This is a genomic window from Phenylobacterium aquaticum, from assembly GCF_022695515.1.
GTDB lineage: Bacteria > Pseudomonadota > Alphaproteobacteria > Caulobacterales > Caulobacteraceae > Phenylobacterium > Phenylobacterium aquaticum.
Genome location: NZ_JALDPT010000002.1, coordinates 160154 through 186637, shown reverse-complemented (window position 1 = coordinate 186637; position 26484 = coordinate 160154). Strand labels below are relative to the sequence as shown.

Annotated in this window: 28 protein-coding genes and 4 pseudogenes; 11 read left to right on the top strand and 21 right to left on the bottom strand. The window is 69.4% G+C overall.

What is annotated here, in order from left to right; genetic code table 11:
• Nucleotides 1–8: 8 nt before the first annotated feature.
• From MQH10_RS02745 to lgt, 4 genes and pseudogenes are all read right to left on the bottom strand, one after another.
• Nucleotides 9–944: a ribose-phosphate pyrophosphokinase gene (locus tag MQH10_RS02745; protein WP_242562535.1), complete on the bottom strand. Its 936-nt coding sequence runs from the start codon at nt 942–944 to the stop codon at nt 9–11.
• A gap of 87 nt (nt 945–1031) precedes the next feature.
• Nucleotides 1032–1805, bottom strand: coding sequence for a peptidoglycan editing factor PgeF (gene pgeF, locus MQH10_RS02740; RefSeq protein ID WP_242562534.1), 774 nt, complete (start codon nt 1803–1805; stop codon nt 1032–1034).
• Nucleotides 1806–1808: 3 nt separating this feature from the next.
• On the bottom strand, nt 1809–2876 hold the full coding sequence (locus tag MQH10_RS02735; RefSeq protein ID WP_242562533.1) for a class I SAM-dependent methyltransferase: 1068 nt from the start codon (nt 2874–2876) through the stop codon (nt 1809–1811).
• 103 nt (nt 2877–2979) lie between these two features.
• Nucleotides 2980–3795, bottom strand: a pseudogene (gene lgt / locus MQH10_RS02730) (prolipoprotein diacylglyceryl transferase); the annotation flags it as partial.
• Nucleotides 3796–3891: 96 nt separating this feature from the next.
• Between lgt and MQH10_RS02725 the strand changes: the two are divergent.
• The 5 genes from MQH10_RS02725 (at nt 3892) to MQH10_RS02705 (ending at nt 6642) form a co-directional block, all read left to right on the top strand.
• Complete coding sequence (locus tag MQH10_RS02725; protein WP_242562532.1) at nt 3892–4143, top strand: accessory factor UbiK family protein; 252 nt, start codon at nt 3892–3894, stop codon at nt 4141–4143.
• A gap of 151 nt (nt 4144–4294) precedes the next feature.
• A complete protein-coding gene (locus MQH10_RS02720) occupies nt 4295–4798 on the top strand; it encodes a type III secretion system chaperone family protein (protein ID WP_242562531.1) in 504 nt (167 codons plus the stop codon).
• Nucleotides 4799–4953: 155 nt separating this feature from the next.
• The gene (gene proC, locus MQH10_RS02715; protein WP_242562530.1) at nt 4954–5748 is read left to right on the top strand and encodes a pyrroline-5-carboxylate reductase; all 795 of its coding nucleotides are present in this window, start codon (nt 4954–4956) and stop codon (nt 5746–5748) included.
• Nucleotides 5749–5827: 79 nt separating this feature from the next.
• Nucleotides 5828–6079, top strand: a complete 252-nt coding sequence (locus MQH10_RS02710) for a type II toxin-antitoxin system VapB family antitoxin (protein WP_242562529.1) — start codon at nt 5828–5830, stop codon at nt 6077–6079.
• Nucleotides 6076–6642 (top strand): PIN domain-containing protein, encoded by a 567-nt coding sequence (locus MQH10_RS02705; RefSeq protein WP_242562528.1) that lies wholly within the window; start codon nt 6076–6078, stop codon nt 6640–6642. Before MQH10_RS02710 ends, MQH10_RS02705 begins: the two co-directional genes overlap by 4 nt.
• Nucleotides 6643–6645: 3 nt before the next feature.
• Here the strand turns inward: MQH10_RS02705 and aac(6') are convergent, their stop codons facing one another.
• From aac(6') to MQH10_RS02680, 5 genes are all read right to left on the bottom strand, one after another.
• Nucleotides 6646–7095, bottom strand: a complete 450-nt coding sequence (gene aac(6'), locus MQH10_RS02700; RefSeq protein WP_336605036.1) for an aminoglycoside 6'-N-acetyltransferase — start codon at nt 7093–7095, stop codon at nt 6646–6648.
• A 10-nt stretch (nt 7096–7105) separates the two neighbouring features.
• Nucleotides 7106–7534, bottom strand: coding sequence for a DUF2147 domain-containing protein (locus tag MQH10_RS02695; protein WP_242562527.1), 429 nt, complete (start codon nt 7532–7534; stop codon nt 7106–7108).
• Between the two features lie 66 nt (nt 7535–7600).
• The gene (locus MQH10_RS02690; protein ID WP_242562526.1) at nt 7601–8950 is read right to left on the bottom strand and encodes an ATP-binding protein; all 1350 of its coding nucleotides are present in this window, start codon (nt 8948–8950) and stop codon (nt 7601–7603) included.
• Nucleotides 8950–9663 carry a response regulator gene (locus MQH10_RS02685; RefSeq protein WP_242562525.1) on the bottom strand — a complete coding sequence of 238 codons (714 nt, stop codon included), beginning with the start codon at nt 9661–9663 and terminating at the stop codon, nt 8950–8952. The genes MQH10_RS02690 and MQH10_RS02685 overlap by 1 nt, the downstream gene beginning before the upstream one ends.
• Nucleotides 9663–10142: a MarR family transcriptional regulator gene (locus tag MQH10_RS02680; protein ID WP_242562524.1), complete on the bottom strand. Its 480-nt coding sequence runs from the start codon at nt 10140–10142 to the stop codon at nt 9663–9665. Before MQH10_RS02680 ends, MQH10_RS02685 begins: the two co-directional genes overlap by 1 nt.
• Nucleotides 10143–10219: 77 nt before the next feature.
• Here MQH10_RS02680 and MQH10_RS02675 point away from each other — a divergent pair, with 77 nt between their 5' ends.
• A complete protein-coding gene (locus MQH10_RS02675; protein WP_242562523.1) occupies nt 10220–11107 on the top strand; it encodes a branched-chain amino acid aminotransferase in 888 nt (295 codons plus the stop codon).
• On the opposite strand, the gene MQH10_RS02670 is transcribed toward MQH10_RS02675, so the two are convergent.
• From MQH10_RS02670 to MQH10_RS02650, 5 genes are all read right to left on the bottom strand, one after another.
• Entirely contained in the window at nt 11104–12111 is a 1008-nt protein-coding gene (locus MQH10_RS02670; RefSeq protein WP_242562522.1) for a tetratricopeptide repeat protein, read from the bottom strand. The two genes, MQH10_RS02675 and MQH10_RS02670, sit on opposite strands and share 4 nt — an antisense overlap.
• Nucleotides 12112–12276: 165 nt before the next feature.
• Nucleotides 12277–12684 (bottom strand): DUF4870 family protein, encoded by a 408-nt coding sequence (locus tag MQH10_RS02665; RefSeq protein ID WP_242562521.1) that lies wholly within the window; start codon nt 12682–12684, stop codon nt 12277–12279.
• 103 nt (nt 12685–12787) lie between these two features.
• Nucleotides 12788–13276 (bottom strand): hypothetical protein, encoded by a 489-nt coding sequence (locus MQH10_RS02660; RefSeq protein WP_242562520.1) that lies wholly within the window; start codon nt 13274–13276, stop codon nt 12788–12790.
• Complete coding sequence (folB, locus tag MQH10_RS02655) at nt 13273–13620, bottom strand: dihydroneopterin aldolase (protein ID WP_242562599.1); 348 nt, start codon at nt 13618–13620, stop codon at nt 13273–13275. Before folB ends, MQH10_RS02660 begins: the two co-directional genes overlap by 4 nt.
• Before the next feature lie 77 nt (nt 13621–13697).
• Complete coding sequence (locus MQH10_RS02650; protein WP_242562519.1) at nt 13698–14432, bottom strand: SDR family oxidoreductase; 735 nt, start codon at nt 14430–14432, stop codon at nt 13698–13700.
• A 224-nt stretch (nt 14433–14656) separates the two neighbouring features.
• Between MQH10_RS02650 and MQH10_RS02645 the strand changes: the two genes are divergently transcribed.
• The 3 genes and pseudogenes from MQH10_RS02645 to MQH10_RS02635 all read left to right on the top strand — a co-directional run bounded on the left by MQH10_RS02645 (nt 14657) and on the right by MQH10_RS02635 (nt 18184).
• Nucleotides 14657–15592, top strand: coding sequence for an SMP-30/gluconolactonase/LRE family protein (locus MQH10_RS02645; protein WP_242562518.1), 936 nt, complete (start codon nt 14657–14659; stop codon nt 15590–15592).
• Between the two features lie 113 nt (nt 15593–15705).
• Nucleotides 15706–17144, top strand: a pseudogene (locus MQH10_RS02640) (aldehyde dehydrogenase family protein).
• Nucleotides 17145–17245: 101 nt separating this feature from the next.
• Nucleotides 17246–18184, top strand: coding sequence for an alpha/beta hydrolase (locus MQH10_RS02635; RefSeq protein WP_242562517.1), 939 nt, complete (start codon nt 17246–17248; stop codon nt 18182–18184).
• 21 nt (nt 18185–18205) lie between these two features.
• Here MQH10_RS02635 and nhaA read toward each other — a convergent pair whose 3' ends face one another.
• Nucleotides 18206–19402: a Na+/H+ antiporter NhaA gene (nhaA, locus tag MQH10_RS02630; RefSeq protein ID WP_242562516.1), complete on the bottom strand. Its 1197-nt coding sequence runs from the start codon at nt 19400–19402 to the stop codon at nt 18206–18208.
• Nucleotides 19403–19505: 103 nt separating this feature from the next.
• On the opposite strand from nhaA, the gene MQH10_RS02625 reads away from it, so the two are divergent.
• Nucleotides 19506–20921 (top strand): protein adenylyltransferase SelO, encoded by a 1416-nt coding sequence (locus MQH10_RS02625; RefSeq protein WP_242562515.1) that lies wholly within the window; start codon nt 19506–19508, stop codon nt 20919–20921.
• Here the strand turns inward: MQH10_RS02625 and MQH10_RS02620 are convergent.
• From MQH10_RS02620 to MQH10_RS02605, 4 genes and pseudogenes are all read right to left on the bottom strand, one after another.
• Complete coding sequence (locus MQH10_RS02620; RefSeq protein WP_242562514.1) at nt 20918–21193, bottom strand: EamA family transporter; 276 nt, start codon at nt 21191–21193, stop codon at nt 20918–20920. The two genes, MQH10_RS02625 and MQH10_RS02620, sit on opposite strands and share 4 nt — an antisense overlap.
• A 49-nt stretch (nt 21194–21242) precedes the next feature.
• Nucleotides 21243–21812, bottom strand: a complete 570-nt coding sequence (locus MQH10_RS02615) for a DMT family transporter (RefSeq protein WP_242562513.1) — start codon at nt 21810–21812, stop codon at nt 21243–21245.
• Nucleotides 21805–22670 (bottom strand): annotated as a pseudogene (gluQRS, locus tag MQH10_RS02610) (tRNA glutamyl-Q(34) synthetase GluQRS). Before gluQRS ends, MQH10_RS02615 begins: the two are co-directional and overlap by 8 nt.
• 9 nt (nt 22671–22679) lie before the next feature.
• Nucleotides 22680–23309, bottom strand: a complete 630-nt coding sequence (locus MQH10_RS02605) for a TetR/AcrR family transcriptional regulator (protein WP_242562512.1) — start codon at nt 23307–23309, stop codon at nt 22680–22682.
• 853 nt (nt 23310–24162) lie between these two features.
• Between MQH10_RS02605 and MQH10_RS02600 the strand changes: the two are divergent.
• Nucleotides 24163–24722, top strand: a pseudogene (locus tag MQH10_RS02600) (HNH endonuclease).
• On the opposite strand, the gene MQH10_RS02595 reads toward MQH10_RS02600, so the two are convergent.
• The gene (locus MQH10_RS02595; protein WP_242562511.1) at nt 24695–25171 is read right to left on the bottom strand and encodes a hypothetical protein; all 477 of its coding nucleotides are present in this window, start codon (nt 25169–25171) and stop codon (nt 24695–24697) included. The pseudogene MQH10_RS02600 and the gene MQH10_RS02595 sit on opposite strands and share 28 nt — an antisense overlap.
• Nucleotides 25172–25487: 316 nt before the next feature.
• Nucleotides 25488–26438 (bottom strand): retroviral-like aspartic protease family protein, encoded by a 951-nt coding sequence (locus MQH10_RS02590; protein WP_242562510.1) that lies wholly within the window; start codon nt 26436–26438, stop codon nt 25488–25490.
• Nucleotides 26439–26484: the final 46 nt, after the last annotated feature.

Genomic DNA, 26484 nt, shown 5'->3' with positions numbered 1-26484 from the left:
TTCCCCTGTCAGTCGAACAGCTTGGAGACCGACTCTTCATTGGCGATACGCCGGATGGCCTCGCCGAGCAGCTTGTCGCAGCTGACATAGCGCAGCTTGCTGGTGTCGCCGGTGCGTTCCGGGGCGGCGATGGAGTCGGTCATGACCAGCTCCTTGAGGATCGACGCATTGACCCGGTCGATGGCCGCGCCCGACAGAACCCCGTGGGTGACATAGGCCGAGACTTCGGTCGCCCCGCCGTTCACCAGGGCCTGGGCCGCGTTGCACAGGGTGCCGCCGCCGTCGATGATGTCGTCGAACAGGATGCAGCGGCGGCCCGACACGTCGCCGATGATGTTGGCGACCTCGCTCTTGCCCGGACCCGAGCGGCGCTTGTCGACGATCGACAGGTCGGCGTTCAGGCGGCTGGCGACAGCGAGCGCCCGGACCACCCCGCCGACGTCCGGCGAGACGATCATCAGTTCAGAGGTCTTCTCGTAGTTTTCCTTGATGTCGGCGGCCAGCAGCGGCGCGGACAGCAGGTTGTCGGTGGGGATGTCGAAGAAGCCCTGAATCTGGCCGGAGTGCAGGTCCATGGTCAGGACCCGGTCGGCGCCGGCGCGGGTGATCAGGTTGGAGACCAGCTTGGCCGAGATCGGCGTGCGGCCGCCGGTCTTCCGGTCCTGCCGGGCGTAGCCGAAATAGGGCATGACCGCCGTGATCCGCTTGGCCGAGGCGCGCTTCAGCGCGTCGATGCAGATCAACAGCTCCATCAGATTGTCGTTGGCGGGGTAGCTGGTCGACTGGAGGACGAAGACGTCCTCGCCGCGGACGTTCTCGTCGATGGTGACGAAGATCTCGTTGTCGGCGAAGCGCTTCACCTGGGCCCGGCAGAGCGGGAGGTCGAGGTGGGCGGCGACGGACTCCGCAAGGCCACGGTTGGAGTTGCCAGCCAGCAGCTTCATGGAGATCCCCGCGCAGTCAGTGTTCGGATGGGCGCGCTTTTAGCAGCGACGTCGCGCCCGGCAAGGGGATTCGCCCGGCTGCGGCGATCAGGTGAGGGTGATGGCCGAGAGCAATCGCCCGAAGTCGGCTTCGCCCCTACGGAAGGCCCGGCGATTGGAGAAGAAGCGCGTCTCGTCGGCGCAGGTGTCGGCTCCGACCCAGTCGCAGGCCTCGACACCCGCGGCCCGCAATCGTGACAGGACGAAGCCCGGCAGATCGAACTGGCGCTTGTCCGGGGTTTCTCCGGCGGCGAAGAACCGGGCGTGACCCGCGTCCACGGCGGCGAACCTGTCGAGGAACTCCAGCCCGACCTCGTAGGAGGGCTGGGCGATGCAGGGGCCGACCACGGCGACGATGTCGCGGGCCTTGGCCCCCTGGCCGATCATGGCCGCCACCGTGGCCTCGGCGATCCCGGTCAGGGCGCCCTTCCACCCGGCATGGGCGGCGGCCACCACCCCCGCCCGCGCGTCGGCCAGCAGGATCGGGGCGCAGTCGGCGGCCAGGGCCCCGCACAGGACGCCGGGCATCGTGGTGACCACGGCGTCGCCCTGCGGCCGGGCCTCGCCCCAGGGACCGTCGGCGACCAGGGCCTCGGCCGAGTGGATCTGGTAGCAGGTCGAGAGCGCCTGCTCGCCCAGGCCGAAGTGGGCGGCGGCGCGGCGACGGTTCTCGGCCACGTCCGCCGCCTCGTCCGACGAGCCGCGTCCCACGTTCAGGCTGGCGTAGATCCCCTGCGACACCCCGCCCTCGCGGGTGAAGAAGGCGTGGCGGACGCCGGCCAGCTCCAGCAGGGGCGAGGTCAGGGCGGGCAGGGCGGTCATGACTCAGCTTTCAAAGGCGGGCGGCGAAAAGCCAGGCTGATGCAGGCAGGCGACCTTGAACAGCTCGCCCATCTGGTCCGGAGCGAGGAGGCGCTCCAGCTGGCGCTCGATGCGGTCGGCCATGTCAGGCCGGGCGTGGGCCAGGGCCTCGGCGCGGGCGCCGATCCCCAGGCGCACCAGGAAGTCGCCCTGGGTCAGGACCGGCGCGGTCTCGCACCCGGCCGCTCGGGCCGCGGCGGTCACGGCGGGGAAGTCGGCATGGACCGTCAGGTCGGCCTGTCCCGGCTCGGCTAGGGGATCGACCTTCACGTGGCGCTTCAACGCCTGGAGAGTGTCGCCGAAGCCCGGGGCGTCGCGGCCGTAGTCGATCAGCAGGGCCGCCCCGCCGTCGCGGGCGATGCGGTCGCCGAGCTCAGCGCCCAGGGCGCCCTGGGCCGCGGAGATCTCCAGCACGGCGCCGGCCGACGCCTCGCCCAGCACGGCCGGAACGGGGAAGGGCATGGCGCCGCCCAGGCCGTAGTCGAGCCCGCCCGTCGGAGAGATGCTGACCATTCGCTCGGCCCAGCCGCGTCCCGCGCGCACGAACTGGCGGGCCGGCAGGCAATCGAGCAGTTCATTGGCCACGAGCAGCAGGGGCGCGCCTTCGGGCACCTCGGCGAGCGAACCGGCCCAGCGGGTGCGGTCCTCGCCCAGGCGCGCGGCCTGGCGGGCGCGCAGGGGGTCGGACAGCTCCACCAGCCACAGGTCGGCGGCGGCCAGGAACTCCGGCGACAGCCGGGCGGCCCTCAGGACGTCGCTCATCAGGGTCCCGTCGCCCGGCCCCATCTCCACGAGCCGGAAGGGGGCCGGACGGCCAAGCGCCATCCAGGTCTCGACCAGCCACAGGCCGATCAGTTCGCCGAACATCTGGCTGACCAGGGGGGCGGTGATGAAGTCGCCATCCGCGCCGAGCGCCGGGCGGGTGGCGTAATAGCCGTCCTGCGGGTCGTGCAGGCAGGCGGTCATGTACTGGGCGACCGTGATCGGACCCGAGGCGCGGATCTGGTCGATCAGCCGGTCACGCAGGGCCATCGGACCGGATCTTGAACGGATCCTCCGCGGTCTCGCCGGCCTCGGCCTCGGCGAGGGCCGGGTCCGCCGCCGTCTGCAGGGCGGTGTCGGGGTCCGCCTCGGGCAGGGGCTCGTTCAGCCCGCGCCAGATCAGCCAGCCGCCGAACAGGACCATCGGCATGCTCAGCATGATCCCCATGGTCAGGCCCAGGGGGAAGTGGGGCATGTAGGCGTCCGGCTCGCGCACGTTTTCCAGCGCCATGCGGAACAGGCCGTAGAAGGCGAAATAGAGCCCCGCCACCACGCCGCGGCGGTTCATCAGCTTGGCCGAATGGGTGGCCCAGCGCAGGATCAGGAACAGCACCACGCCTTCCAGCGCGGCTTCGTACAGCTGGGAGGGGTGGCGCGGCATGATGCCGTCTGCGGCGGGGAAGATGATCCCCCAGGGCAGGGAGGTCGGCCGGCCCCACAGCTCGCCGTTGATGAAGTTGGCGACCCGGCCAAAGAACAGGCCGATCGGCACCACGGCGCAGATCAGATCCCCCAGGCGCAGCAGGTCCAGGGGCGCCTTGGCGGCGTTGGCGCGGACGAACAGGGCGACCGCGATCAGCACGCCGATCATGCCGCCGTGGTAGCTCATGCCCCCGTGCCAGGTCTTGAAGATCTCCAGCGGGTCCTCGAGCACCAGGCCCGGGGTGTAGAAGAACACGTGGCCCAGCCGGCCGCCGATGATGACGCCCAGAGTGATCCACAGCACCAGGTCGTCGATCTGTTCGGAGGTCGCGATCGGGCCGCGCAGGGGCCACAGCTGGCTGTTGCGGGCCAGGCTCAGCGCATAGCGCCAGCCCAGCAGGATGCCGGCGATATAGGCCAGCGCATACCAGCGGATCGCGAAGGGACCGATGTGGACGAGGACGGGATCGAAGTCCGGAAAGGGCAAGGACGGGCCTCCAATGCGAGATTCCGGTGAATATCCTGGTGCCCTTTAGACGAGAACCCCTTCGCTTTCATCCCCCGGCGCGCCATATAGGGGGACATGCAGACGCAAAATCCCTTCCTGGACGAGATGGCCAAGCTGACCCAGGCGGCGATGGGCCTTGCCCAGACGGCCGGCGACGAGGCCAAGGCCGCCTTTCGCGCCCAGGCCGACCGCATGGCCGCCGAGCTGGATCTGATCCGCCGCGAGGAGTTCGAGGCGCTGAAGGCCGAGATCGCCGCCCTGCGCGCCGAGGTCGCCGAGCTCAAGTCCGCCAAGGCGCCCGCGAAGAAAACGCCCAAAGAGGCGTGAGATCGCGCCATAAGGCCCCAACACACGAATGTGGCTCGCTTACCGGAAGAAGCCGGTGACAGCCCGTCGCAAAGCCAGATTAATCTCAGGATCGCAGGGCGATTCGCGGAGTCCCAGGCTCCGTCGCCCCCGCGAAAGGACCGCAGGTCTCATGGACACGCCTCAGTCTGACGAAGACGTCCTGCTCGCTCACGATCCCCTGGATGTGGTCGAGCATGTTCTGCAGGCCGAAAACCTTCAGTTCGACCGGACCGAAGACGGCGACCTGGCCTTCACCCTCTCGGGTGACTGGAAGGACTACGAGCTCTGGTTCGCCTGGCGGCCGGAAGCCGACTGCCTGCAGCTGTGCCTGTCGGTGGACCTGCAGGTGACGGCCGAGCAGAAGGCCGCGGCCTATGAACTGATCTCCATCGTCAACCAGCGCGTCTGGCTGGGCCATTATGAGGTCTGGGAAGACGGCGAGATCATCTTCCGCCACGCCATGGCCCTGATGGCCAGCGAGCGCCCGTCGCTCGCGCAGGCCGCCGCCATGATCGACGTCGCGATGGAATCCGCCGACCGGTTCTATCCGGCCTTCGATTTCATGACCCGCGGCGGCAAGACCCCGGCCGAAGCCATCGCCGCCTGCATGTTCGACACGGTCGGCGAGGCCTAGGGGCCAATCCGGTCCATCCAGGCCGTCATCCCAGGGCTTGTCCCTGGGCCCCGCTCGCGGCCGCCGCAGAGAGGCTTGCGTATGCAGAGCCTTTGCCGTCACCCGCGCTTGCTCTAGACCGCCTGCGCAGCAATCACCTCGCAAGGGCAGACCAGATGACGCCGATCCTGATGCTGGGCGCGGGCCGCATGGGCGGGGCGCTGATCGAGGGCTGGGGCCGGGCAGGGGCCTACGCCCCCGCCGACCTGATCCTCCGCGACCCCTATCCCACCGACACCGCCCGCGCGGCTGAGGCCGCCGGCGCCCGGCTCAATCCGTCCGACGCGGCGCTGGCCGACGCCAGGACGGTGATCCTAGCCGTGAAGCCCCAGCTGTGGCGCGAGACGGCGGCCGAGGTCGCCCACCTGCTGGCGCCCGACGCGGTGATCGTCTCGGTCGCCGCGGGGGTGAAGTGCGCGGACATGGCCGAGGCCTTCGGCGGGCGGCGGATCGCCCGGGTCATGCCGACCACGGCCGTCGCCATCAACCAGGGCACCATCAGTCTCTACGCCGCCGACCCGGCCGCGCGGGCCGTCGGGCACGCCCTGTTCGACCCCGTCGGCGCGGTGGTGGATCTCGACGACGAGGAGCTGCTGCACGCCGCGACCGGGGTCTCGGGCTCAGCGCCGGCCTATTTCTACGCCTTCGTCGAAGCGCTGGAGGCCGGCGGTGTCGCTGCGGGTCTGCCGGCCGAGGCCGCCAGGACGCTGGCCCGCGCCACCATGACCGGCGCCGCCGCCCTCCTGGCCCAGAGCGGCGAGGAGCCCGCCGACCTCCGCCGCCAGGTCACCTCGCCCAACGGCACGACCGAGGCCGCGTTGAAGGTGCTGATGGGCGAGGGCGGGCTTGAACCCCTGCTGCGCGACGCCGTCGCCGCGGCGACCCGGCGGTCGAAGGAGCTGGGGGGCTGACGTTTCGTCCGGCCTTGGTCGGACGTGCAGATTCAGGGCGGACGTGCTATCTAGACGGGTCGTCTAGAAAGGTGCGTCCATGGCGCTCAGTATCAAGACCGCCGAGGCTGACCAGTTGGCCCGCGAGCTCTCCAGGCTGACCGGCGAGACCATGACCGAGGCCGTGACCAGGGCCCTGGCGGATCGGTTAGCAAAAGTGCGCGCGGCCCAGGAGACTGACGCGGATTTGCCTGGGCGGCTCAGAGTCCAAGCGGCGGAACTCGCGACACGCTATGATCTGCGACCCGTGACCAAGCGGGAGTGGGACGCCGGTTGGGATGGCGGAGAATGATCGTCATCGACTCCTCCGCGATCGTCGCGATCCTGTGGCGGGAGTCCTCGGCGGATATTCTGGCCGCCCGGATCCAAGCCGAACCCCTGGTAGATCGGCGCATGTCCGTAGCGTCCTACCTGGAGGTGGGATCTGTCCTGGCTGGACGCAGTATTGGGGACCGGCTGGACGCGATCGCCGACCTCGACGCTCTGCTATTCAGCGCCGGCATCACTCTGGTTCCTGTGGATGAGGCTCAGGCCCGCCTGGCCTTGCGCGCTCGTATTCTCCACGGCCGCGGCATGGGCCATGGCGGCGTGCTGAATTTCGGCGACTGCTTTTCCTACGCCTTGGCTATCCACCTCAATGCGCCCCTGCTGTTCGTCGGCGACGACTTCGGGTCGACGGATGTCCAGGGGGCCGTACCGGACCCCGGCTTCAGCGAGGGGCCCCAGCCCATCTATGTTTCGGTCGAAATGGATGGTCGCATCCTAGTCGACGGCGAAGCCATCGCGTCCGAGGACCTTGAGGCCAAGTTGAAGGCGGCGGCGGTGCGTCGGACAGGGCCACAGCCTGCCCCCTAAGGCTCACCGACTCTCCGCCAGCCCCTTGCGAAAATAGACCACGCGCTCGGTCTCCTCGAAGCCGACCGCCGCATGCATGCGATGGCTGTCGATGTTGGCGAGGTCGGCGTCCGAGGCCAGCTCGGTGCAGCCCCGGGCACGGCCCCAGTCCTCGACCGCTGTGATCAAGGCGCGGGCGCAGCCGCCGCGGCGCTGATCGGGGGCGACATAGACGGCTTCCAGAAACGCGACCGGGCTGGTGTCGCAGCCGTTCACATAGTCGGTGCGCAGGGCGACCTCGGCGAACCCGACAGGCCCCGAGGCGCCGACCGCGAGGAACACGCCGTAGTCGGCGCGGGTGATCAGGGCCTCAAGCTCGCCGCGATGGAAGGCGGCCGGATGGTCCGGAAACAGCGCGCCTCTGAGCGCCGTCAGGGCGTCGAGGTCTTCACTCCGGGCGGGGCGGGCTTCGATGATCTGGCCCTCAGTTCGCGCGCTTCCAGGTCTGGGCCTGGCAGATCACCGAGATGCAGCCTTCGACCTTCAGCGTTCCGTCCGGATTGGGGGTCAGCTTGGAGGCGTAGGTCTTGCCCGACTGGGGGTCATAGATCTTGCCGTCCACCCACTTGCCCTGGGCGGCCTTGAAATCCCGGATCAGCTGCATGCCGACCACGGGGCGCTGGCGCAGATTGGGGTCGGGATTGTTGGCGTCGGTCTTGGGCTTGCCGTCCGGGGTGAGGGGAGCCTTCAGCCAGACGATGGTGCCGCAGACCTTGTCGGCGCAGGGGCTGATCCTGACCTTGGCCGAGCCGGAGGGCGTCAGCCATTCGCCCTGGACGGGGTCGGGGCCCGCGGCATGGGCGGCGGCGGCGAGGCCGAGGGCGGCGATCAGGGCGAGGGCGGGCGTGTTCACGTCGAGGCTCCAGGGACGGCGCGGGCGATATTGACAGTCAGTATGGCCGAACAATGTTCGACGCTTCTAGCCCGGCAAGCGCACAATCGCGCGAAGTCCGCCCAGCGGCGAACGCGACAGGGTGACGTCGCCGCCATGCCCGCGGGCCACGTCGCGGGCGATGGCCAGGCCCAGGCCGACGCCCTTCTCGTTCTGGTTCCGGGACTCATCCAGGCGGTTGAAGGCCTTGAAGGCGTCCTCATAACGGTCCTCGGGAATGCCGGGGCCGTCGTCGTCGACGATGATCTCCACCCCGCCGGAGGTCCGGGCGCTGGCGGCGACAGTGATGTGCTCGCCATGGACGGCGGCGTTCATCACCAGGTTGGACAGGGCGCGCTTGAGCGCATTGGGCCGGACGGAGGCGGTCAGCTCCGGATCGGCGGCGACCTCGACCTTGGCCCCCGCGCGGACGGCGCCCTCACTCACCTCCTCGATCAGGCCGCGCAGGCGGATGCTCTCGACGGCCTCGCCGCCCTCGCCGCGGGCGAAGGCCAGGTACTCGTCGATCATGTGCTCCATCTCGGCCAGATCGCGCTTCATCTCGGCGTTGCGCTTGCCGGGTTCGGCCAGCGCCAGCTCCAGCTTCAGCCGGGTGAGCGGGGTGCGCAGGTCGTGGCTGACCGAGGCGAGCAGGGCAGTGCGCTGGTCGATATGGCGCTGGATGCGCGACTTCATGGCCAGGAAGGCGTGGGCGGCCTGGCGGACCTCGCGGGCGCCGTGCGGCTTGAAGGCGGGCGCCTCAATGCCGCGGCCGAAATCCTCCGCCGCCGAGGCCAGGCGCTCGATGGCGCGGACCTGGTTCCTGATGAACAGGATGGAGATGGCGGTCAGGATCAGGGTCGCGACCGTCATCCACAGGACGAAGATGTGGCCCTGGGTGGCGATGGCGCGGTCGCGCGGCGCCAGCACCCGCAGGACGCCCTGGGGCACCTTCACCCGGATGTCGACATAGGCCGGATAGCGGGTCGTATCGAACCAGAAGGGGGCGTCGAGGCGGGCGGCGAGCGCGCGCTCCATGGAGCGGTCGACCACGGCGAACAGGGCGGGGCGACGACCGGTCGGCAGGGTTCGTCCCGGCTGCAGGGCGATGGACAGGCTCATGGAGCGCTCAGCCCGGTCGGTCAGCTTGGCGAGCGCCGCGGGGCTGGGATCGTCCATATAGCTCTCGACCGCCCAGGCGACGTCCCCGGCCAGGCCCTCGGACAGGCGGCTGGTCACGGTCTGCCAGTGGGCGTCGAAGAAGATCCAGGTCACGGCGATCTGCATCACCGCCACGGGCAGGATGATGATCAGCAGCGAGCGCCCGAACAGGGTGGTTGGCAGGCTGCGCTTGATGACCCTTTGCCATCGCGCCGAGGAGAGGAGCCGCAGACGCATCAGTCGGGCGCCAGGAGATAGCCGATGCCGCGCACCGTCTGCAGATAGCGCGGGGTCTTGGGATCGGTCTCGATCTTGCGGCGCAGGCGGGTGACCTGGACGTCGATGGCGCGGCCGGAGGGATCGACCGTCTCCTTGGCCAGCTCCATGCGCTCGACCGGCTCATGCGGGCTGCGGGCCAGGCGGCGCAGCAGGGCGATCTCGGCCTCGGTCAGGCGCACGGCCGCGCCGTCGCAGGAGAGCTCGCCGCGTTCGGCGTCGAACCGGCAGCGGCCCAGGGAGACGAGGGCGGTGGTGGCCGCCACGGGCCGGGCCTGGGCGCGGCGCAGGATCGCCTCGATCCGCAGCAGCAACTCCTCGGGCTCGAAAGGCTTGGCCAGATAGTCGTCGGCGCCCAGCTTCAGCCCCTCGATGCGATCCTCCGGCAGGCCGCGGGCGGTCAGCATCAGCACCGGCGTGCGCCCCGCCGCGCCCTTGCGATCACGCAGCCAGCGGGTGAGGGAAAAGCCGTCCTCGCCGGGCATCATCACGTCGAAGACCGCCAGGTCGAAATCGAGGGTCTCCATGAGCTTGCGCGCGGCGGACCCGCCCGGCGCCGCTGAGACCCGGAAGCCGGCGCGGGTCAGATATTCCTTCAGAAGGTCGCGGATGCGGTCGTCGTCATCGACCACCAGCAGGTGGCGTTCGGCGCTCATCGTCTCGACCATGGCCATCAGCCGCCCGCTCCGCTCTTGCCCCGCCCGGCGGCGATGGCCGCCAGGATCCTGCGGGTTCCGCTCACCCCGTCCAGGCCGCCGGTCCGATAGGCCCGGGCCAGCTGGCCGCGCAGGCGCTCGGCGATCCGCTCCTCGAAGGCGGCGCCGGCCGGGGTCAGCCGGGCGGCGCGCCTTCGGCCATCCTCCTCGCCCTGGGCCTTCTCCGCCAGCCCCTTGGCCTCCAGATCGGCGACGATGCGGCTGGCGGCCTGTTTCGACAGGCTGGTCAGGCGCGCGAGCTCCTGCACCCCCAGGCCCGGCCGCCGCTTCAACAGGAAGGCGGCGCGCCAGTGGGAGCGGCCGAGCCCCAGGGTTTCCGCCTCAAGACCGGCGTCGACCCCGGCCCACAGGGCGGCCTCGGCCAGCATCATGGCCTCCAGCCCGGCGTCCAGCTCCTCGTCGCGCAGGATGAGCCGCGGATCGGTCTGCGGCGTCATGCGGGGGCTCCATTTTGTTTGACGTCGCGGATCAGGGGGTTTGTAAGGAGGCTTCCTTGAAAGGAGGAACTTTCCCCATGTCTCTCGTTCCCTTCGATGATCGCGATGGTTGGATCTGGCTCGACGGCCAGTTCGTCGCCTGGCGCGAGGCGAAGGTGCATGTATTGACCCATGGCCTCCACTACGCCTCCTCGGTGTTCGAAGGCGAGCGGATGTATGGCGGGGAGATCTATAAGCTGAGGGCGCATACCGAGCGTCTGTTCAAGTCGGCGGAGATCCTCGACTTCGAAATCCCCTTCACGGTGGAGGAGATCGACCAGGCCTGCAAGGACACCTGCGCCAAGAACGGCCTCACCGACGCCTATGTGCGCCCCATCGCGTGGCGCGGCTCGGAGATGATCGGGGTCTCGGCCCAGCAGACCAAGATCCACGTGGCCATCGCCGTCTGGGACTGGCCGAGCTATTTCAAGCCGGAAGAGCGCGCCAAGGGCATCCGCATGTGCTGGGCCAAGTACAAGCGCCCCTCGCCCGAGACCGAGCCGGTCCACGCCAAGGCCGCCGGCCTCTACATGATCTGCACCATCTCCAAGCACGCGGCGGAGAAGGACGGCTACACCGACGCCATGATGCTCGACTACCGCGGCTACATCGCGGAATCGACCGGCTCCAACGTGTTCTTCGTCAAGGACGGGGTGCTGCACACACCGCTGCCCGACTGCTTCCTGAACGGCATCACCCGCCAGTCGGTGATCGAGCTGGCCAAGAGCAAGGGCATCGAGGTGGTCGTGCGCCACATCAAGCCCGAGGAGCTGTCGGGCTTCTCCGAATGCTTCGTGGTCGGCACCGCCGCCGAGGTGACCCCGGTCGCTCAGATCGGCGAGTACAATTTCACGCCGGGCGCCCTGTCGCTGGGCCTGATGGACGACTACGCCCGCATGGTCCGCCGCGAGCTGGTGAGCGCCTAGAGCGCCACCTTGGCTTCCAGCTCGCCCAGCCGCCGCTTGGTGATCGCCAGGTCGTCGGCGAAGCGGGCGGGATCGGCGGAGGCCAGCTTGGTGGTGATCACCATGCTCTCGCGATAGAGGTCGAGCGCGCGCATGCGGTGGCCGCGGTCCTCGCGCACGTCGGCCAGGCGCTCCAGGGCCAGGGACAGGCCGCGCTTGGCCTCCAGGTCGGCCGGCGCGGCCGAGACCATGGCGCGCCTCAGATCGACCACCTCGTCATAGGCCTGGACCGCCTGGTCCAGGCGATGCTCGTCATAGGCCATGTCGCCGACATTGATCAGGGCGTCGGCCAGGGCGGCCTTGTCGCCGAGCTTGCGGGCATAGGCCAGGGCCTCGTCATAGGCCTCGGCGGCGTCGTCGGTCTTGCCCTGGCTGCGGGCGAAGTCGCCGGCGTCCTGGGCCGCCTGCATGCGCTCGCGGTCGGTGGCCGCCAATGACGAAAGCCGCCGGACGAGGACGGCGGCTTGGGACCAGTGCTCGGCCCGTGTCTCGTCTCGGAGCGCTTGCCGGGCCTCGGCGAACGCCCCGACCGCCTGCGGCGGGGCGGGGGCGTGCTGATGCGGATCCGGCGCGGCGTGAGCCTGCGGGTGATGGACGGGTGCGGCGGGCGCCGGGGCCGGCGGAGGGGCGTGGGCCGCGACCACCGGCTCGGGCGCATGGGCGGCGTGCGGCGCGCCGTGATCCGCCGCCGCCTGGGCCGTGTGGTCTGAGGTGAAGTCGATGACGATCGGCTGGCCGGACTTGCTGACCTTGCGCTTGCCGCCGCCGCCGCCGGACGGACCGCCCGGGCCCTTGGGCATCAGGGCGGCGATGAAGATCACCAGGCCGAAGCCCGCGGCCGCGGCGGCGACGAAGGTGCCCAGGGGCTCGAAGGGACCCAGGGGGATGGGGGGGATCCGCCCCTCCAGCCCGCCCGGATGCAGGATGGCGTAGCCGGCGGCGCCCAGCGCCAAGCCCAGCAGCATTCCAAATATCCGACCCAGCATGCGAACCCCCCGCCGGCCGCCCCCCGCACGGCGCCCGTGGGAAGGGTCCCGGCGGGGCCGATCAGCGTCGAGACGGCGCAACCGGCAGGGGAACCGAACCGGGCCTGGCGCGCGCTTCTTGGGCGAAGCGCGGCCCCGGCGCCTCTAAATCAGCCAGGTGGTGGGTCGCGGATAGGCATCGCCGCGCGACAGGACCACCAGGCCCACGATGCAGCGGACCGCGAACCACAGGCCGATGGCGCCGCAGATCAGGCCGCCCAGCATCACGACCGGGATGCCGACCAGGACCAGAGACAGGGGAATGCCCACCACGACCAGGGCGACCCCGATCATGCACCAGGCGATGGCCAGCCAGAAGCTGCGGATCTGGAAGGTGTAGTGGCTGCGCATGGCCGGCCCCGCGCTCTCGCGGTTGGCGTAGGCGACCACCAGGCCGATCAGGAAGGTCAGGCCGTTGGTGAAGCCGAGCAGGTACAGAACATAGACCACGATCGGCAGGGTGCGGTCTTCCGAGAAGACAGCGGCGGATTGCGGGGCGGCTTGGTCGCTCATGTTCAGGTCCATCGGGAACGCCGTGATTGGCGTCAGGCCTATAATCTGGGCCCGATCGGCCGTTTCGCCACTTTAATTCGCGTTCATCTCGCCAAGACCGCCCTCAGTCCCGATCCATCCACGGCAAGACCGCCGCCGCCAGGATGGTCACGAAGATGAGCCGCGCCGCCAGGGCCACGCCCAGGGTCCAGGCGCCGGCCATGGCCGCGAACAGCAGGAGCGCCGCGGCGCCGGTGCCCATCAGCACCATGACCCAGACCACCGGCTCGGCGTTGCGGGGCCGGGCGGTCCGCAGTTTGGCGGTGGGCGCGGCGCGGCCGGCGGCGTCGGCGACGGCCTCGAGGAAGGGGGCGAAGCTGGCGGTGTGGTCGAGGGGGCGCAGGCCGCCGGCATAGGTGTTGGCCGGGATCGCCATGCGGCGCAGGCCGAAGGACAGCACCGCCCCGTCGCGGGCGACCTTCAGGGTCTTGAGCTTGGCCAGCGGGAAGCGTCGGGACTGGCCGCCCCGGCGCTCCACGACTTCGGCGTCCTCCAGCGTCCAGACCGTCTCAGCCTGGAGGGGCGAGAGCCTGGCGCTGTGGGTGGGGATCACCCCCGGACGACCGTGATTTCGACCCCGGCCGCCGAGGCGTGGGGGGCCAGAGCCAGGGGCTTTTCGACCCGCACCCGGGCGCGCATCACCCGGGGATCGGCGAGGCAGGCGCGGGCCAGGCGTTCGGCGAAGGCCTCGACCAAGCCGATATGGCCCTCGGCGGCGATGGCGCGGGCGGCGTCGCCGACCATTTCATAGTTCACGGTGTCGGCCAGGCGCTCGACGCCGGCGGCCGGGACGTCGAGCTCGACGTCGACCACCAGGGGCTGGGCCCGGCCCTTTTCGTGGGCGTAGATCCCGATCTCGGCCTCGACCTTCAGGCCGGTGACGAAGATCTTGGTCATGACGATGCGACCGGCGGCGGCCGGGCTTTCGTGAGGTTCGGCAGGCGTCTCCTGGGGCAGGGCCAAGCGCTTATCCTTCAGCTCAGGTGCTGACCGGCGTCGACAGCGATCATCTGTCCCGTCACCGATCGGGCGTCAATCAGATAGGCGAGCGCCTGGCCGATCTCCACCGGGTCGGCGGCGTGGCCGAGCAGGGTGGCGGCGGCCTCCGCGGCGAAGTCTTCCGGCGTCTGGTGGATCGACTGCAGCACCGGGCCCGGCGCTATGCCATTGACCCGGATGCGCGGGGCGAGCGCCCGGGCCAGCATGCGGGTGGCGTCCCACAGGGCGCTCTTGGACAGGGCATAGCTGAAGAACTCGGGGCGCGGGTCGGTGACCCTCTGGTCCAGCAGGTTGACGATCAGGCCGTCGCGATCGGCGGGCAGGCGGCGCGCAAAGGCCTGGGCCAGGACCAGGGGCGCGCGGAGATTGGTCTCCAGATGCGTGTCCCAGGAATGGCGGTTCATCGAGGCGAAGGCGTCCTCCTCGAAGATCGAGGCGGAATTGACCAGCAGGGTCACAGGGCCGAGCTCGCCCTCGACGTCGCCGATCAGGGGCGCGGTCTCGGCCTCGCGGCGCAGGTCGCAGACATGGATGGAGGCGCGGCGGCCCAGGCTGCGGATCTCCGCGGCGGCGCGCTCGGCGTCGTCGTCGACGGCGCGGCAGTGCAGGGCGACGTCAAAGCCGGCCTCGGCGCAGGCGCGCGACAGGGCGCGGCCGATGCGGCGCGTGCCGCCGGTGACCAGCGCGGCGCCGCGATCCTTGCGGGTCACGGGGGCGACCCCCGTCCGGTCTTAGTCCAGGCGACCGAATTCGAAGATGTTCAGGGCGCCGATGATCAGGAAGAACGGGATGATGATGAACAGCGGGCTCATGGGGATCTCCGGCGCGAAGCTGTCCGGGCTTTAGCGGCCCTGATGTTTCGGGGCAAGCGGGCTTGTGGACGCGGCGCAGCAAAGGCCAGGGTGCAAAGAAAACACGCCTTCAGGAAACGCCCATGCCACTCAGCCCCATTGCACCCGAGGCCTTCGAGAAGATCGCCGTCGGCATAGACCGGCCCGAGGACGTGGTGGTGGGCGCGGACGGGCGGGTGTTCGCCTCCGACCATCAGTGCGCGGTGGCGGAGATCTTCCCCGACGGGTCGTTCAAGCGCCTGGGCCCGGCCGGTGGCGCGCCCAACGGGATCAATATGGACCTGCAGGGGCGGGTGCTGATCGCCAATTTCGGCATCTATGACCGCCAGGAGGGGCCGCTGCAGCGGTTCGATCCGGCCACCGGCGTCCACGAGACCCTGGTCGCCGAGGTTGGCGGCCGGCGGCTGACCAGCGCCAATTATCCGGTGATCGACAGGGCCGGAAACATCTGGTGCGCCAATTCCACCCACGCCGAGACCTGGCCCCAGGCGCTGGACGGCCGCGAGGACGGCTTCATCTTCGTGCTGCGCCCCGACGGTTCGACGCAGATCGTCGCCGAGGGACTGAAGTTCCCCAATGGCCTGGCCCTGTCGGCCGATGACGGCTTCCTGTTCTGCGCCCAGACCTCGGGCGCCGACGTGATGCGCTTCCCGATCCTGGCCGGCGGACGGCTGGGGAAGGGCGAACGCTACGGCCCGGCGCTGGGCGCCCTGCAGGTCCCCGGCCAGCCCGCGCCGGCCCATGAGGATCTGGGCTATACCGACGGGGTGGGCATGGACGCCGAGGGCAATCTCTGGGTCTGTCTGCCGGGCGCCGACAAGGTGGTGGCGATCACGCCGTCGCTGGAGGTGGTCACGGTGATCCACGACCCCACCGGCCAGATCGTCAATCACCCGACCAATGTCACCTGGGGCGGACCGGATCTGAGGGATCTCTATATCGGCTCGATCCGGGCCGATTATGTGCTCAAGACCCGTTGCCCGGTCGCCGGCCAACCCCACATCCATCAGCGAGTTTGAGGCTCATGCCGTTTGGGGGCTTCCCCAGTTAACGGCGATCACTAAAATGCTTGTTTGAAGCCTGGCGGGACCAAACCCCCTGGCGCGCCCTACGAACCCACGGGAGAACGTCCATGCGCGAGTACCTGCAATTCTATATCGATGGGAAATGGGTCGACCCGACCGAGGCCAAGACCCTCGACGTGATCAACCCGGCCACGGAAGAGGTCTGCGGCAAGATCTCCCTCGGCAACGCGACCGACGTGGACAAGGCCGTGAAGGCCGCCAAGGCCGCCTTCGTGACCTGGTCGCAGACCAGCCGTGAAGAGCGCCTGGAAGTCCTGGGCCGCATCCTGGCGGAATATCAAAAGCGCTTCGGCGACCTGGCCACGGCCGTGACCGAGGAAATGGGCGCCCCCGCCAGCCTGGCCCAGCGCGCTCAGGTTCCGATCGGCATGGGCCACCTGGCCACCGCCGTCGAAGTTCTGAAGACCTTCAAGTTCGAGGAAGACCGCGGCCCGACGATGATCGTCAAGGAGCCGATCGGCGTCTGCGGCTTCATCACCCCCTGGAACTGGCCTCTGAACCAGATCGTCTGCAAGGTGGCCCCGGCCATCGCGACGGGCTGCACCATGGTGCTGAAGCCCTCGGAAGTGGCCCCCTTCACCGGCCACATCTTCGCCGAGATCATGCATGCGGCGGGCGTTCCCGCCGGCGTGTTCAACATGGTCCAGGGCGACGGCCTCGGCGTCGGCGTGCCGCTGTCTAGCCACCCGGACGTGGACATGGTGTCCTTCACCGGTTCGACCCGCGCCGGCATCGAGGTGGCCAAGAACGCCGCCCCGACCGTCAAGCGCGTGGCCCAGGAGCTGGGCGGCAAGAGCCCGAACATCGTCCTGGACGACTCGGCCTTCGCCAAGGGCGTGGCCCGCGGCGTCGCGACCATGATGACCAACTCCGGTCAGTCCTGTAACGCGCCGACCCGCATGCTGGTCCCCTCGGCCCGCATGGAAGAAGCCATCACCGTGGCCCGCGAGACCGCCTCGACCATCACGGTCGGCGATCCCAACGGCAACGCCCAGCTGGTCCGGTGGTCTCGGAAGTCCAGTTCAACAAGATCCAGAAGCTGATCCAGGCCGGCATCGACGAGGGCGCGACCCTGGTCATCGGCGGCGTGGGCCGTCCGGAAGGCCTGGACAAGGGCTACTACGTGAAGCCCACCGTCTTCGCCAACGTCACCAACGAGATGACCATCGCCAAGGAAGAGATCTTCGGCCCCGTGCTGTCGATCCTCGGCTATGAGACCCTCGACGAGGCGATCGCGGTCGGCAACGACACCGAGTACGGCCTGGCCGCCTATGTCCAGGCGGAAGACCTCAACAAGGCGCGCGACGTGGCCAAGAAGCTGCGCGCCGGCCAGGTGTCGATCAACGGCGGCGGCGGCGACATGATGGCCCCGTTCGGCGGGTACAAGATGAGCGGCAACGGGCGCGAGTGGGGCGATTTCGCCTTCCACGAGTTCCTGGAAACCAAGGCGATCCTTGGCTACGCGCCGAAGCAAGCCGCCGAGTAAGACCAAGACCAGCGCCTCCGGACCCCGTGTCCGGAGGCGTTTTTCTTTCACGGCGCCCTAGATGCGCCGGACTGCACAAAAAGACGTTGGGGAAACGCATCATGGATCCGCACATCAAGGCGATGCTGGACGAACAGGCCGCCGCCGCAGCGGCCGCCCCGGCCATGCCGCCCATCGACCAACTGCCCGCGGCCATGATCCGCGCCGGCTACACCATGCAGCGCCAGGCCCAGAACCAGAACGCGCCCAAGGACGTCGAGGCCCGCGATCTGACGGTCGGCGGGGCGGCGGGCCCGATCCCGGCCCGGCTCTACACCCCGGCTGGCGCGCCGAAGATCACGCCCGGCCTGATCTATTTCCACGGCGGCGGATTCGCGATCGGCGACCTGGACAGCCATGACGGCCATTGCCGCCGCCTGGCCAGCTACGCCGGCATCCGCGTCATCGCCATCGACTATCGCCTGGCCCCCGAACACCCGTTCCCGGCCAGCCATGACGACGCGCTGGAGGCCACCAAGTGGGTGTTCGACCATGCCGCCGAGCTGGGCATGGATCCGACCAGGCTGGCGGTCGGCGGCTGCTCGGCCGGCGGCAATCTGGCGGCCTCGGTCTCGATCGACCTCAAGGGCGACGCGGCCCGCAAGCTCGCCTTCCAGCTGCTGCTCTATCCGGGCATCTGGCCGGACGAGGAGACCCAGTCGCGCAAGGACCTCGACGGTCCCCTGCTGACCAAGGAGGTCATGGCCTGGTTCGAGAAGTGCCTGGCCGCCGCCGGCCATCCCCAGGCCCACCGCGCCAACCTGGGCGCCAAGGCCGATGTGGCCGGCACGCCGCCGGCCCTGGTCGTCACGGCGGGCTATGATCCGCTCAAGGACGAGGGCCGCGAATATGCCGCGCGGCTGAACGCGGCGGGGGTCAAGGCGACCCACGTCCAGTACGACGACATGGTCCACGACTTCTACATCCTGGGCGACGTCTCGCCGGCGGTGGAGGCCGCGGCGCGGGAGACGGCGGCGACGCTCAAGGCCGCCCTGGCCTAGAGGCCTGTCCGGCGGGCGGGGTCAGTCCTCGTCCGCCGGCCCTTCGGCCCGGGCGCGCTGGCAGGCGGCCAGCACGGCCATGCCGACCAGGGCCGAGAGGACCGAGCCCGCCACCACGCCCAGGCGTACGCCGGCCTGGATGGCGGCGTCGGCGGGCGGGAAGGCCAGGCCTCCGATAAACAGGCTCATGGTGAAGCCCACCCCGCACAGCAGGGACACCCCGTAGAGCTCCGCCCACTTCGCGCCGGTCGGGCGCCGCGCCAGCTTGAGCCCGATGGCCAGGGCCGCCGCGCCGAACACCCCCACCTGCTTGCCGACGAACAGGCCGAGCGCGACGCCCAGCGGGACCGGGCCGAACAACTGGGCGAGCGTCAGGCCGCGCAGCGAGAAGCCGGCGGCGGAGAAGGCGAACAGCGGCAGGATCAGATAGGCGACATAGGGGTGCAGGCTGCGCATGAAGTCATGCAGCACGCCGGCCTCGCCGTGGCGCCTCGCGCCGAGCGGGATGGTCATGGCCGCGGCCACCCCGGCCAGGGAGGTGTTGACGCCGCTCTCCAGGGTGAAGCCCCAGACCACCGCGAAGAGCACGGCGTAGAACAGGTAGGGCGCATTGCGCCACCGGCCCATCAGGGCCATCAGGGCGAGGCCCGCTCCGGCCGCCGCCAGGGCCCAGACATTGACCTTGGCGGTGAACAGGATCGCGATCAGCGCCACCGCGCCCAGGTCGTCGGCGATGGCGAGCGTCAGCAGGAAGATCCGCAGCGACGGCGGCAGGCGCGGACCGGCGACCGCCAGGGCGGCGAGCGCGAAGGCTATGTCGGTGGCGGTGGGGGTGGGCCAGCCCAGGGGCGCGCCGCCCGCGCCAAGGTTCAGGGCGATATAGACCAGGGCCGGGACCGCCATGCCGCCCACCGCCGCCAGCACCGGCAGGGCCAGGCGCCGGGGATTGGACAGCTCACCGCGCAGGATCTCGTATTTGATCTCCAGCCCGACCACGAAGAAGAACACGGCCATCAGCCCGTCCTTCACCCACTTCAGAACGGACTTGGTCTCGTGGAACGCGCCGACCTGAATGGTGATGGGGTGGCCGACGAAGTCGAAATAGCGGTGCGCCAGGGGCGAATTGGCGATGACGATCGCGGCGAAGGCGGCGAAGGCCAGGATCAGGCCGGACGCGGCCTCGGTCTTGAGGAATTCGAGGGTCGGACGCCGTGACATATCTCATGGCTAGCATGCGCTCCGTGGCCGGAACATGACAATCGGACGTTGCTGACCCTGCGTCGGACTTGCCCCCGCCGGGAGGCCGGGCCATGTGGAGGCCATGCCCGTCTCGCCCGCCTACCGCCCCGATCCGCGCCTGCCGAAGCTGGGCGCCGACTTCGCCGACCCTGTCGTGGCGGCGGATTTTCCGCAGACGATCCTGCGGTTCCGCAATGACCGGGCGGCGGCCACCATCGGGCTGGAGGGCCTGACCGACGCCGAGTGGATCGCCCATTTCGGCCGCTTCCAGCCGCTGCCCGACAACCTGCCGATCCCTCTGGCCCAGCGCTATCACGGCCACCAGTTCCGCACCTACAACCCCGACCTCGGCGACGGCCGCGGCTTCACCTTCGCTCAGATGCGCGAGGCGGGGACCGATCGGCTGCTGGACTTCGGCACCAAGGGCTCGGGCAAGACCCCCTGGTCGCGCACGGCCGACGGGCGCCTGACCCTGAAGGGCGGGGTGCGCGAGGTGCTGGCGACCGCCATGCTGGAGGCGCTGGGCGTGCCGACCTCGCGGTCGTTCTCATTGATCGAGACCGGCGAGGATCTGGAGCGTTCGGACGAGCCCAGCCCGACCCGATCCGCCGTGCTGGTGCGGCTGTCGCACAGCCACATCCGCTTCGGCACCTTCCAGCGCCAGGCCTTCCTGGAGCGGCCCGACAATGTCGCCAGGCTCGTCGACTATGTGATCGAGACCTACTACCCCGAGCTCGCCTCGGCCCCGGATTCCGCGGCGGCCCTGCTGCGGGCGGTGACGGCGCGCTCGGCCCGGCTTGCGGCCCGCTGGATGGCGGCGGGCTTCGTCCACGGGGTGCTCAACACCGACAATATGAACATCACCGGGGAGAGCTTCGACTACGGCCCCTACCGGTTCCTGCCGCGCAACGATCCGAATTTCGTCGCCGCCTATTTCGATCAGAACGGGCTCTACAGTTTCGGCCGCCAGCCTGAGGCGGTCTATTGGAACCTGCAGACCCTGGGCGGCGCCCTGTCCGCGGCGGGGGACACCGAGTCGCTGGTCGAGGCCCTGAACAGCTTCCCGGACGCCTATCGCGGGGAGCTGCGCGCCGCCCTGATCCGACGCCTGGGCCTGAAGTCCAAGGGGCTCGATCACGACACCGGCCTGGTCAACGCCGCCTTCCAGGCCCTGGCGGACGGCGGGCCCCGTCTGCGCTGGGAGCCGTTCTTCTACGACTGGTTCTGCGGCGAAGAGGCGCGCGCCATGGCCGGACCGCGGGCCGACATCTATGCCGGCGCCGCCTTCGCCAATTTCCGCCTGCTGGTCGGCCGCACTGATCCGGACCGGCCTGAGCGGCTGGCGAACCCCTATTTCCAGCGGCCGGAGCCCGAGGAACTGCTGATCGACGAGATCGAGGCGATCTGGGACGCCATCGCCGGGGCCGACGACTGGGGGCCGTTCCACGCCAAGCTGGCGGCGATCGAGACGGCGCGCGTCGCCTACGCCCTGGACTAGGCGGGCTCGGCGACGGGCCTCGCCCGCGACGCCCATTGGGCGAGGACCACGCCGGACAGGGCGATGGCGGCGCCCAGCATCTGCAGATGGCCGAACAGTTCGCCGAACAGCCACCAGCCCAGCAGGGCGGCGACGACCGGCTGGATCAGCACGACCACGGACGCCGTGGCGGCCGGCAGTCGGCCCAGCGCCCAGGCGATCGAACCCTGGCCGGCGACGTGCATGATCCCCAGGCCGATGCAGGCGCCCCAGCCGGTCGAGGTGAGCGGCAACAGGCGCTCACCGAGCCCAGGGCGGCCAACAACATCAGGGGCGCGCCGGTCAGGGACGACCAGAACATGATCCGCGTGGCGGCCTGGCTCTGGCGGGCCGAGGAGACGGCCAGGAAGTACATGGCGTACCAGAAGGCGTCGCGACCGAAAAGGCGTCGCCCAGGGCCGGGGACTTGCCGAGCGCGCCGCCGCTGCGGGCGGCGGCCATTATCCAGGCGCCGGCCACCGCCAGGCCCACAGCGACCAGGAACATCCGCCGAGGGCGCTGCTTGAGGAATATCCAGGCCACGGCGGTGACCACCACGGGCGTCAGGTTCGACAGCACCGTGGCCTTGGCCACGGATGTGTTGGCGATGCCGTAGTGCCAGAAACCCAGGTCGAGGGCGAAGGCGACCCCGGCGAGCAGGGTGGCCCGGGTCGGGACGCCCGCACCGCCGTTGCGCTGCGCCAGGACGAACAGCAGGGGCAGGGAGAAGATCAGCCGCCACATGCCGGCGGCGGCGGGGCCGACCTCGGCCAGGCGCACGAAGATCGGACCTATGCCGATCACGCTGGCGCCGGTCAGAAGAACGATAAGGGCGCGGGTGCGGTCCTGCTCATGGCCGGCGGCGTCAGTCAAAGCCCAGCTCCTGTCGAAGCGTCTGGGCGGAGACGCCCCGTTCGCGCAGCTCGGCGAGGGTCTCGGCCCGGTCGCGCTTGGCGTAGCGCTTGCCGTCGGGCCCGACGAGCAGTTGGTGGTGGCGATAGACCGGGCAGGGCAGGTCGAGCAAGGCCTGCAGAAGCCGTTGCACATGGGCGGCTTCGAACAGGTCGCAGCCGCGGATGACATGGGTCACGCCCTGGCGGGCGTCGTCGACCACCACGGCCAGATGATAGGCGACGCCGACGTCCTTGCGCGCCAGGACGATGTCCCCGCCCAGTTCGGGCCGCGCCGGGATCCGTCCGGTCTGTCCGTTCGGGCCCGCGCCCTCCTCAAGGAAGGCGAGGTCACGGAACCCGCCCAGAGCGCGATCTGCGGCGTCGAGCGACAGCCGCCAGGCGAAGGGTTCGGCGGCGGCCAGCCGGCGGGCTTCCTCTTCGGCGGGCAGGGCGCGCCCCGCCAGGCGAGCATCGGGCCGTGCGGCGCACGGGCGCTGTCCTCGGCGATCTCGCGCCGGGTGCGGAAACAGCGATAGACCAGGCCACGCGCCTGCAGCCGGGAAAGCGCCGCCTCATAGTCGGCCAGATGGTCCGACTGGCGCAGGACCGGTGTCTCCCAGGTCAGGCCCAGCCAGGCGAGGTCCCCGTAGATCGCCGCCTCGAAGGGCGGGCGGCAGCGGGTGGCGTCGATGTCCTCGATCCGCAGCAGGAAGCGCCCGCCGGCCCTGCGCGCGGCTGTCCAGGCGGTGAGGGCGGAATAGGCGTGGCCGCGATGCAGCCGGCCGGTGGGCGAGGGCGCGAAGCGGGTGACGAAGGTGGAGGCGTCCGGGGCGGTCACGCCCGAGCTCTAGTCCGGCTGGACCTTGGCGAACACCTTCATGTGCTCGAAGACGCCATGGAAGAAGGCTTCCTCGCCGCCGACCGCGTCCTTGAGATGGTCGAAGGACTTGAACGAGGCCATCTCGGCCAGGCCGTGCGCCGCGCACCAGGCCGCCGTGGTGGCGAGCTCGAGCGCGATCTCGTCGGTCGGATCGGCGCCCGCCTCGACCAGGGTGTCGCGCACCTGGCAATAGGCGCTGTCGTCCTTCATCCGCATCTGGGTGGGCAGGTCTTCCTTGTCCCGCGACCCGTCATACATCACGCGGTAGAGGCTCGGATTGTCCCGGGCGAACAAGACATAGGCGACGCCGAGGCCGGCCATCTTGTCGTGCAGATTGGCGCCCTTGGCGCGGGCGGCGGTGAGCGCCTGGTTCAGCATCTCCCACCCCTCGTGCGCCACAGCGTCGAGCAGCTCGCCCTTGTCCTTGAAGTGGTGGTAGGGCGCGGCCGGGCTGACCCCGGCCTCGCGGGCCACGGCCCGCAGCGACAGGGCCGTGGGCCCTTCCTGCTCCAGCAGACGCCGGGCGGCGTCGATCAGGGCGCGGCGCAGATCGCCGTGGTGATAGGGCCGGGACTCGGGGGCAGCAGCTTCTCTCATCGGGCGCACCGTAAATCTATATCTTGGCGCCGTAAAGATCATCTTGACGCCGCTCAGATCGGTGCTATCTAAGCATCGTTCAAATGAAAAACGCCCCCGCTCCCCCGGGGGTTCCAAACTGAAAGGTGTGTGTCATGTCTCTCGCTGGTCTTACCCACTTCGAACGGCTTTTCGACCGGATCGCCCCCGCTTTCCTCCTGTTCCTCGGCCTGGTGGCCGCGGGCGCGGTGGCGGGTGTGGTGATCTAAAGCCGCACTTCGATCCGATGATCGCAAGGGGGCCTTCGGGCCCCCTTTTTGCTGCGCGCAACAGTCCTCAATCAGCTATGCGTTTTTGAATAATATACGTTGTAAAATGTATCTGTACATTGCTTAGATATCACCTATCTTAGCGTTGTCCAGATGGACGGGCCGGACGGGTTCACCCGCCGGCGGAACACCAAACAGGAATGACGCCATGACCAACTTCACCTTCGGCCGCTTCTTCGACGCCACCGTTTCCGTGGCCTTCGTCGCCCTCAGCCTGGTTCTCGCCGGCGCCACCGCCGTCGCGGGCGTCTAATGCAGGCCGGCAAAGTCTCGTCCGCCGCCTGATCCGCTCCCCCGGATTCGATGCGGCGGCCGGACGAGACCGAATTTTTGCGGAGCCCGCGGCCTTGTTCGCCAAGGTCGTCATGGGAATGTCCCAGAATCGCTCCTATATTTCCTCTGCGTCGGGAATCGCCTCGCAGAGGTTGGGGTCCAAGACCCAAGCCCTCGTCCGGTCCGCCGATAGCGCGTTCGCGAATGAGGTCCTGTCTTCAGTCTCCACGCGTCCCAAAGTCTCGCGCTGAAGCGCTCCGGGAGGTCCGGCGATGCAGGTGCTTAGTCGCCCGCCATCGGGCTGGCCCGCGCTCGTGCTGAACGCCGATTTCCGGCCGCTCAGCTATTATCCGCTGTCCCTGTGGCCGTGGCAGGATGTGATCAAGGCGGTGTTCCTGGATCGGGTCGATGTGGTCTCCACCTATGACCAGGCGGTCCACTCCCCCTCCTTCGAGATGCGCCTGCCCAGCGTGGTGGCCCTCAAGCAATATGTGCCGCAGGACCGCCCGCCGGCCTTCACCCGCTTCAACCTGTTCCTGCGCGACGCCTTCACCTGCCAGTACTGCCATGCCGGCGAGGACCTGACCTTCGACCACGTGGTGCCCCGCTCGCGCGGCGGGCGCACGACCTGGGAGAACATCGTCACGGCCTGCGCCCGCTGCAATCTGACCAAGGGCGGTCGCACGCCGCACGAGGCGGGATGCATCCCTTCCATCGCCCGCGGCGCCCATCTGCCTTCGAGCTGCAGGAACGCGGCCGGCGTTTCCCGCCGCACCACCTGCATGAGAGCTGGCTGGACTACCTCTACTGGGACATCGAGCTGGAGGCCTGAACCAGCACTGGCTGGGCTCTAGGCGGTTCGCGCCAGCCGTCTTCGGTGTCGGTCTTGACCGCGTTCTCCTGCTGAATCCGCAAGAGCTCCAGCTCGACCCGGCTCTGCTGGAACGTGCGGTTCCAGCGTTGCTCCAGAGCCAGCATCAGGGTGGGGATGTCCACCGGGCCGGCTTGGGATTTCAGCGCGATCTGCACCATGTCGCGCAGGCTGCGCTTCTGGCGGCCGCGCGCGGCGGGGGCCTTGGGCGAGAAGCTCGCAGGTTCGCTGGCGCTGTCGTCGGACACCGGTCGACGGCCCCGGCGCGGCGCGCCCCTGAGGGCTTCCAGCGCGCGATTGGTGCTTTCCAGCTCGGCGATATAGGGCGCCTCGGCGCGCTTGCGCGCGACCTCCAGCTGATCGATCAATTCCGCGCGATGCTGCAGCAGCAGCTCCCAGGCGGTGCTCATGACACGTTTCTCCGGCCGTCCGCGCCCCCCGGCACGGACCTCGTCACGACACTGGAGCTGATGACTGCCTGCGATCCGCCCCGTCGAGTTTTTCGACGACGCACCACGCCGGCCCGCGCGGATCCTCGCGCGGAATCCGGGTGATCGACCCAGAGCCACAAGCTCTCGTTCTGACTGTGATTTGGCCCGCTGCCGCGACCTATTGTCGCGACGGCGTGCGGGGACCATTTGCTCGCCAGAGTCTTAAGAAGGCCTGAATCTGACCCAAAATGGGTGTAGTGTTCCAGAAAAAACTCGCCCCTGAGGCGAGCGCGATCTAGGCGATATCGAACCTCACGGTTGAGCGCCCGAAGTCGAGCGCGACCGCGTTGAACTGGGTCAGCAGGTCCATGCCCAGGATGATCGCCGGGGTCTTGTGCAGGTCCCACAGCTCGAAGACGTGGGTCTCGGCGAAGACCACGGGCACATTGCCGATGTTCAGGCCGCCCAGGCGCATGAACGGCACATAGAGCAGGTCGCCGGGGAAGGTCTCGCCCACGACAGTGGTGATATAGACCCGCTGGAACTTGTCGGCGTGGACGCTGCCGGACGCGGTCACCATGCGCCGCAGGGCGTTGTTGCCCAGGGACAGCTCCGAGCCGGAATCGATCATGGCGCTGATCCGCGAGCCGCCGACGTCCGCGTCGATCAGGGTCAGCTGGCCGGAGCGGCGGCGGGCCGGCACCACGATGCGCCCGTCATGGCTGCTCTCGGTGACCGGGGCCATGATCTCAAGCTCATGGCCCTTGAAGTTGAGCACGAGCCGCTGGCCCTTCAGCCAGTCGACGCCCAGCACGCCGTCGGCGTCATCGGAGCCCACCAGGTCGAGGGCCGGGATCTTCACGCGACGCTGGGAGCGGCTGCCCAGCTGCAGGCGGTCGATCATCACCGTGGGCCGCATCTGGGCCTTCACCACCGTATGCACCGACACCGGGGGGCCTGGCGGCAGGCCGAGCCGTTCGGCGAGCTTGCGGCTGATGCAGGAGCGGTTGGAGCCGGTGTCGACCAGGAACAGGAACGGGCCGTGACCATTGATGGTCACCGGGGCGACCATGCGCAGGGAGGCGTCGCGGCTGGTGGCGACCTTGCTGGGATCCGTTCCCTCGGTCTCCGGCGCGACAGGGTCGGAGGTGACCACCTGGGCGCGGGCGACATCGAAGGGCGCCGCGGCGGCGAGCCCGGCGGTGGCGGCCAAGAGGCCGGTGAGTTGGCGACGATTGGGCGTCATGTCGGAGGGCCCCTGTTGGACAGCCACGCTAACGCCGTTATCCGGG